The 7,521-nt window shown below is 66.7% G+C and carries 6 protein-coding genes; all 6 read left to right on the top strand.

All coding sequences use genetic code 11. The features are described from left to right. Window positions 1-233 precede the first annotated feature (233 nt). The 6 genes from M3P36_RS05050 (at window position 234) to M3P36_RS05025 (ending at window position 7,463) form a co-directional block, all read left to right on the top strand. Entirely contained in the window at window positions 234-1,289 is a 1,056-nt protein-coding gene (locus tag M3P36_RS05050; protein WP_249702164.1) for a glycosyltransferase family 2 protein, read from the top strand. Between the two features lie 82 nt (window positions 1,290-1,371). Further along, window positions 1,372-2,856 (top strand): oligosaccharide flippase family protein, encoded by a 1,485-nt coding sequence (locus M3P36_RS05045; protein ID WP_249702163.1) that lies wholly within the window; start codon window positions 1,372-1,374, stop codon window positions 2,854-2,856. After that, window positions 2,829-4,043, top strand: a complete 1,215-nt coding sequence (locus tag M3P36_RS05040; RefSeq protein ID WP_249702162.1) for a hypothetical protein — start codon at window positions 2,829-2,831, stop codon at window positions 4,041-4,043. Before M3P36_RS05045 ends, M3P36_RS05040 begins: the two co-directional genes overlap by 28 nt. 52 nt (window positions 4,044-4,095) lie before the next feature. Next, window positions 4,096-5,052, top strand: coding sequence for a retroviral-like aspartic protease family protein (locus tag M3P36_RS05035; RefSeq protein WP_249702161.1), 957 nt, complete (start codon window positions 4,096-4,098; stop codon window positions 5,050-5,052). Between the two features lie 46 nt (window positions 5,053-5,098). Next, window positions 5,099-6,931, top strand: coding sequence for an ABCB family ABC transporter ATP-binding protein/permease (locus M3P36_RS05030; RefSeq protein ID WP_283773335.1), 1,833 nt, complete (start codon window positions 5,099-5,101; stop codon window positions 6,929-6,931). 10 nt (window positions 6,932-6,941) lie between these two features. Continuing rightward, entirely contained in the window at window positions 6,942-7,463 is a 522-nt protein-coding gene (locus M3P36_RS05025; protein WP_249702160.1) for a hypothetical protein, read from the top strand. Window positions 7,464-7,521 lie beyond the last annotated feature (58 nt).

The following is a 7,521-nucleotide window of genomic DNA, read 5'->3' as shown; positions in this document are numbered from 1 at the left end:
ACCGGCTCCCTTATACACGTGCGCGCGCGAGGCGCGGCGGGTGCGTGAGCGATTCACCCATGGCCGATTCACCGCGTCCGATTCACCGGATCCGATTCATCCTGCCCCGATTGCCGGGCGAATCGCGCAGCCGCGTGGTTGACCACCCGTTAACCCCGCACAGGGCAAGGGGGCTCCAAGCCTACCCCTGTCGCATTGACCCGATGTTTACGCGGATGGGCTAGGCGCAAGGCATGACAAGGATAGAGGCCGTGCAGGATAGAGGCGCGATCGACAGGACACCCGGCTCTCCCCCGCCTTTGAGCGTGGCGATGAGCGTCTATAATGGCGAGCGCTTCCTGGCCGAGGCGATCGACAGCATCCGTGCGCAGACTTTCGGCGAGTTCGAGTTCCTGATTCTCGACGACGGATCGACCGATGGCACTGCCGCCATCATCCAGGCCTATGCCGCCAAGGATTCGCGCATCCGCCCGATCATCCGCGAGAACCGGGGTCTTGTCTCCAGCCTCAACCAGCTGCTGGCCGAGGCCCGCGCCCCCATCGTCGCGCGCATGGATGCCGACGACATCGCCCATCCCGATCGCTTCGCCAAGCAGATGCAGTTCCTGGCCGACCGGCCCGACCATGGCGTGATCGGCAGCTGGAGCCGCGACATGAGCGAGGATGGCGGCCCCTATGTGACCATGGGCTATGACCACCCCGTCACCCACGAGGAGTTCCTTCATAATATCCGCCACGGCGGCCCGCTGTTGTGCCACCCGGCGGTGATGTACCGGCGCGACATCGTGCTGCAGCAGGGCGGCTATCATGCCGCCTTCCGCCATTGCGAGGATCTGGACCTGTGGCTGCGGCTGGCGTCAGTGACGAAGATGGCCAACCTGCCCGAACGACTGATCCGCTATCGCCACTATGCCGGCCAGGTGTCCAAACGCCACGCGACCGAACAGCAGATCGGCGCGGCCATCGCCTATGAGGCATGGCGGATGCGCGATGCCGGCAAGGCCGATCCCACCGCCGATGCTACCAGCCTGCCGCCGATCGACGCGCTGGATGCCTTCTTCGGTGAAACGGGGGTTTCCGCCCGCGTGCGCGCCGCGGTGACGCATGGCATCCTCCACTCGCCAGTGGCCCTGCGCGACGAGGGCTTCGAGATCATGCTCGACCATGTGCGAAGCGGTGGTTGCCGCAAGGGCCTGTGGCGCACCGTGGCGCGGCTGGCCAAGCTGGGTGAGCCGGGTCGCGCCCTGCGGCTCTCGTCCACGCTGGCTACCGCCTTGGCGACGAGCTGAGGCCCGCCGCTTGACCACGGGCCTGCCCCCCCTGCCCCCGGCCTCACCGACAGCGCCGCCGTTCACACGTGAGCCTGCCGCCATGAGCGTGCGCAGCGCGGCGGTTTGGGCCATGGCCAGCCAGTACGGCGCCTTCGTGATCCAGTTCGCCACGTCTGTCATCATCAGCCGGTTCTTCCTGGCGCCGGACGAAGTCGGCCTGTTCTCCATCGCGCTCGCCGCCGCCATGCTGGTGGCCGTGCTGCAGGACTTCGGCCTGTCGCGCTATATCTCCGGCCTGCCCGACCTGTCGGCTGACGAGGTGAACCGCTGTTCTTCGGTCGCCTTCATCTTCTCGCTGCTGATCGTGGGCGCGATTGCGGCGCTCGCCTGGCCGCTGGCGGCATTCTATGGCCTGCCGCAACTGGCGCCCTTGCTGGTGATTATCGCCGGATCATACCTGTTCCTGCCGATGTCGGTCGTGCCGCTGGCTCTGATGGCGCGGACCATGCGGTTTTCCGGGCACTTCGCGGTCAACGTGGGCGGGGCCATGGTCCATGCGACAGTGGCGCTGACCCTGGCATGGCTGGGCTACAGCGCCTTTGCGCTCGCCTGGGCGGTACTGGCGACGGGGCTGGCCAAGGGCCTGATCGCGCAAGTGCTGCAACCAGCCAGGACCTTTCCGCTGCGGCTGGACGGCCTGCGGCCGGTGCTGACTTTCGGCGGCAAGGCCTCGACCCTCTACATGACCGGCGCGCTTGGCTCCCGCTCGCCCGACCTGATCGTGGGGCGGCTGGTGGACCTGTTCGCCGTCGGCCTGTTCAGCCGCGCCTCCAGCCTGGCCGAACAGTTCCGCAGCCTGATCGCCGGGGCCATCGGCGGGGTGTTCTATCCGGCCTTTGCCCGCATCCGCGATTCGGGCCAGCCGCTGGCGCCGGCCTACCTGCGCGTGGTGGCGGGTTACACCGCTGTCGTCTGGCCGGGCATGGCCGGGCTGGCGCTGGCCGCCTGGCCGCTGGTCAACCTGCTCTATGGCGAGGTGTGGATCGACACCGCCCCGCTGCTGACGCTGATCGCGTTGCAGGCGGCGCTGATGATGTCGCTGCCACTGGTGAGCGAACTGCCGATCCTGCTGGGCCGGATGAACCGCCTGCTGGTGCTCAACATTCTCGAGACGATCCTGTCGATCGCATTGCTGGTAGTCGGGTCGCTGTGGGCCGGGGCCTGGGGCGCGGCGGCATCGCGGCTGGTCTATGCTGTGTGCTTCATGGCGATCTACCTCGGCTTCATGCGCGGCCTGGTGGGCTTTGCCATGGCCGACTGGCTGGCGATCCTGGGCAAGAGCCTGGGCGTGAGCGTGGCGGCCCTGGCCCCGCTCGGCCTCACCTATATGCTGTGGCAGGGGCCGCAAGAGATTACCTTTCCCATGCTGCTGCTGGCCGTGGCGGCGGGCGGCATTGGCTGGGTGGCGGCGCTGTTCGCGCTGAAGCACCCGGCACTGGATGACATGCGCCGCATGGCCGCGCAGCTGGTGCGCCCGCTGCTGCCGCAGGTGGGTGCATGGCTGGAGATGGAGCGGGCGCGATGATCTCGCTTTCGTCGGTCACGCTCGATCCCGCTGGCGGAATTCGCCGCGAGCCGCCCCGCCCCGCGGACCTGCGCAACGCGAGCTATGCCGAACGCTTCGACTGGGACACGCTGTTCTATGACGTGTACCGTGCGGGCAAGCACGTGGTGTTCCAGGGTCCGCCACTGCTCAACCTGTTGGAGCCGCTGAAAGCCTCTACGCCCTTTGCCCGCGCCCTCGGTTTCCCGCGCTTTGCCGCGCGGCATATCGGCCACAAGAAGCGTGGCGAGATCTGGCTGCGGTCGGATGCCGACCACATCGCCATCGACGGCCCGCTGGGGCGCTACGAGATCGAAGTGCAGCCCGACATGGCACCCCTGTTCGCCGGGCGGCGGGTGATTACCACGCTGTCGCAGAACAATGACCTCAGATGGATTGCCGACTGGGTGCGGTTCTATGTCCGGATCCACGGGGCCGACGGCGTGGTGGTCTATGACAATGCCTCCAGCGCCTATCCGCTGGTCGAACTGCAGGCCACGTTGGACGAGGCTGCTGGCGGCAGGTTCCCCGCACTCGCCGTGTCGTGGCCGTTCCCCTATGGTCCGCAGGGCGGCATGGCCGGGGCGGTGAACGGAATGGAGACCGACTGGGACAGCGATTTCTGCCAGACCGGATCGCTCCAGCACGCCCGCCACCGCTTCCTGCGCCGGGCCCGGTCGGTCCTCAATGTCGATGTTGACGAGCTGGTGCTGGGCACCACCGGCCAGTCGGTGTTCGAGGCGACCGAGCTGGCCCGCAGCGGCTTCACCAAGTTTCCCGGCCTGTGGATCGGCACCCATGCCATGCCGCCGGTCGCGCGCGAGACCTGCCGCCACGCCGATTTCGTCATCCGCGACGAACCAGAAGACCTCTCCTGCCCGCCGAAATGGTGTCTGGTCCCCGGCAGGGCCGACCGGTTGAGCGACAGCTGGAGCGTCCACAACCTGTTCGGCGCCAAGGCCAACCGGGCCCTGTCGGCAGACTTCTCCTATCGCCACATGCGCGGCATCACCAACAGCTGGAAGGAGGACCGCTGGGCCGCCAGCGAATCCGCGCCGGAAGCCAGCCTGCGCGACCATGCGCTGGAAGCCGCCTTCATGGCTGCCGGACTTGCGCGGTCCGCCACCGCCGAAGGTCCGGTTTGGGCGGCGGGCGATTGCGTGGTATAGTCGGCTCCAGACACGGGGTATCGTCCCCGGTCCTGGCAGGGGAAAGGTTCGCATGGGCTGGATCCATTGGGCTGCCGCCGCTTCGCTGGCACTGACCGCAAGCGCGGCATCCGCACAAGAGCAGGTCGCCGCCGTCGTGTCCGAGGCGGTCGGTGAATTCGGCGCAGAAGTGCTGCAGCTGCAGGACGAACGCTACCAGCGCATGACCGTGCCGGTGATGATCAACGGCGAGGGCCCCTACAACTTCATGGTCGATACCGGCGCGCAGGCCAGCGTGATGAGCCATGCGCTGGCCGACCAGCTCCAGCTGGGCAACAGGTCCACCGCCACGCTGGTAGGCATGGCGAGCGAGCGGCAGGTGACAACCGCGCAGATCGATGAACTGAGCTTCGGCAGCGGCAGCTTCCGCGATGGCACGGCAGCGCTGGTGGATGGAGCGAATATCGGCGGGGCCGACGGCATCCTCGGCCTCGACAGCCTGGCCAACCGGCGCATCCTGATCGATTTCGAGAACCGCGTGATGGAAGTGGCCCACCCGGAAGAACGCGCCAGCAACCGCGGGTTCGACATCGTGGTGCGCGCCCGCCAGGTCCACGGCCAGCTCATCATCGCCCGCGCGGTGATCGACGGCGTGCGCACGGCGGTGATCGTGGATACCGGCGCGCAGGGCTCGATCGGCAACCCCGCACTGCTGCGCCGCCTGCGCAGTTCGCGCCACCAGGCCGATACCGAGATGACCGATATCAACGGGGTCCAGGCTAGCGGACTGGTGCGGATCGCCCGGTCGCTGGAAATGGACCGCGCCAGCATCAGCAACTTCCCGATCACTTTCGCCCGCAGCCCGACTTTCGAGGCACTGGGGCTGGATGAAGAGCCGGCGATGATCCTCGGCATGGCCGAACTGCGCCTGTTCCGCCGGGTGGCGATAGACTTCGCCAGCCGCCGCGTGCTGTTCGACCTGCCCGAAGGCGTGCGGCTGAGCAACACCACGGACTTCGGGCGGCTGTAGGCTTTCTTCCTTGCGCGCAGGGGGGTGAAGCGCCACTTGCGCTGGCATGAAGGCCTCCATGCATGAAACGGACATCACCGAAGCTGCGCTGATCGAGCAGGCGGGCTGGGGCACGGTGCGCCGGTTCCTGCCCTATCTGTGGCCGAAAGACCGCGCGGACCTGCGCTGGCGGATCGTGGTGGCGGCCCTGCTGGTGCTGGCAGCCAAGGCGGTCGTGCTCACCCTGCCCTTTGCCTATGCCGGCGCTGTGGACGCGATGGCGGCAGATGGCGAACCGGCGCTCGCCCTCGCCCTGGGCCTTGTGCTGGCCTATGCCGCCGGGCGCTTTGCCACCACCTTCTTCGACCAGACGCGCAACATGGTGTTCAACCGGGTGGGCCAGGATGCCGTGCGCGGGTTGTCGGAAGACGTGTTCGAGCGGCTGCACCAACTCAGCCTCAGGTTCCACCTTGGTCGCCGCACCGGCGAACTGACCCGCGTGATCGAGCGCGGCACCAAGTCGATCAGCAACATGATCTACTTCCTGCTGTTCAACATCCTGCCAACCGCAGTGGAACTGGTGGTGGTGGCAGTGATTTTCTACGCCCTGTTCGGGTGGGAAATCGTGGCGGCAACGGCAGTGACTATCGCCCTGTTCATCTGGGTCACCCAGGCGATCACCGAATGGCGCACCCGCCTGCGGGCCAAGATGAACGCGCTGGATGGCCAGGCCATGTCGCGCGCGGTCGATTCGCTGCTGAACTATGAGACGGTGAAGTACTTCGGCGCGGAAGGACGCGAGAAGCGCCGCTTTGCCAGCTCCGCCGGGGCCTATGCCGAAGCCGCAATCAAGACCGACAATTCGCTGGCCACGCTCAACATCGTCCAGGCGCTGATCCTGCAACTGATGATGGGCGGGGCCATGGCCTGGACCGTCTGGGGCTGGAGCCAGGGGCGGTTGAGCGTCGGCGACCTGGTGCTGGTGAACACCTACCTGCAGCAGCTGTTCCGCCCGCTGGACATGCTCGGCATGGTCTATCGCATGATCCGCCAGGGGCTGGTGGACATGGCCGAGATGTTCCGCCTGATGGATACCAATGTTGAAGTGACCGATGCGCCGGGCGCGCCCGCGCTCATCGTTCGCCGCCCCAGCCTCGTGTTCGACAATGTCCACTTCGGCTATGACCGGGATCGCAAGATCCTGAACGGCCTGTCGTTCGAGGTGCCGGCGGGCAGCCACATGGCACTGGTCGGGCCATCGGGCGCGGGCAAGAGCACGATCGGCCGCCTGCTGTTCCGCTTCTACGATCCGTGGCAGGGCCGCATCCTGATCGACGGGCAGGATATCCGCGAGGTGACCCAGGCGAGCCTGCGTGCAGCTATCGGCATCGTGCCGCAGGATAGCGTGCTGTTCAACGACACCCTGGCCTATAACATCGCCTATGGCCGCGAGGATGCGACCGAGGCCGATGTCGCCCAGGCGGCGCGCGATGCGGCGATCTGGCCGTTCATCGAAAAGCTGCCGCTGGGGCTCGAAACCGAAGTGGGCGAGCGCGGGCTCAAGCTGTCCGGCGGCGAGAAGCAGCGGGTGGCGATTGCCCGCACCCTGGTGAAGAACCCGCCGATCCTGCTGCTGGACGAAGCGACCAGCGCGCTCGATTCGCGAACCGAACAGGAAATCCTCGATACCTTGCGGCGCGTCTCCGCCGGGCGCACCACCGTGGCCATCGCCCACCGGCTTTCAACCATTGCCGATGCCGATTTGATCCACGTCATTCAGGAAGGCATGGTAGTGGAGCAAGGTAGCCACTCGCAATTGCTGCGCCACGATGGCCTCTATGCCGATATGTGGAACCGGCAGCTGCGCGAGGAAGGCGAGCTTGATGAAGCCGCCCAGTAGGAGGATCACCGTGATGCGCCCCATTTATGCCCTTGTCCCGCTGGCCCTGGCGGCCTGTGTCACCCCCGCTGCCACGCAGGACGGCACGACAGTCGATGTGCGCCACGAGATGCAGGCAGAGATCAACCCCGCCATCGTGGCGATCTGGGACGTGGGCAACAATGCGTCGGACGAAAACGGCATGCTGGATGGCGCACAGATGACGCCCGAACTGTGGGATGCCATCGCCGCTGCCGCTGCAGAGCTGGCCGCGTCGAGCGACCGGATGGCCACGGCGACGGATATCCGCGCCGCCTCGCCCGGCAACATGGCGGTCGAGGATTACGAAGTGCCGATGGAACAGGTCCAGGGTTATATCGACGCCGATCCCCAGGGATTCCGCAACTTCTCCGCCAGCATGGCCGCACTGTCGCGCAACCTCGAAAGTGCCGCGCGCAACCGCGATGCAGCGACGGCCGGACAACTGGTGGCGACCATGGATGCGGTCTGCTCTGCCTGCCACAACCAGTTCTGGTACGCCGAGGCCCAATAGGGCGCCATTGCGAGCAGCCAGCCAAACCGGCTGACGCAGTTTCCAAACCTGTGTTAAG

It is taken from the genome of Altererythrobacter sp. KTW20L (assembly GCF_023501975.1).
GTDB lineage: Bacteria > Pseudomonadota > Alphaproteobacteria > Sphingomonadales > Sphingomonadaceae > Alteraurantiacibacter.
The sequence above is the reverse complement of the archived record's forward strand: the minus strand, read 5'-3'. Positions and strand labels throughout refer to the sequence as shown.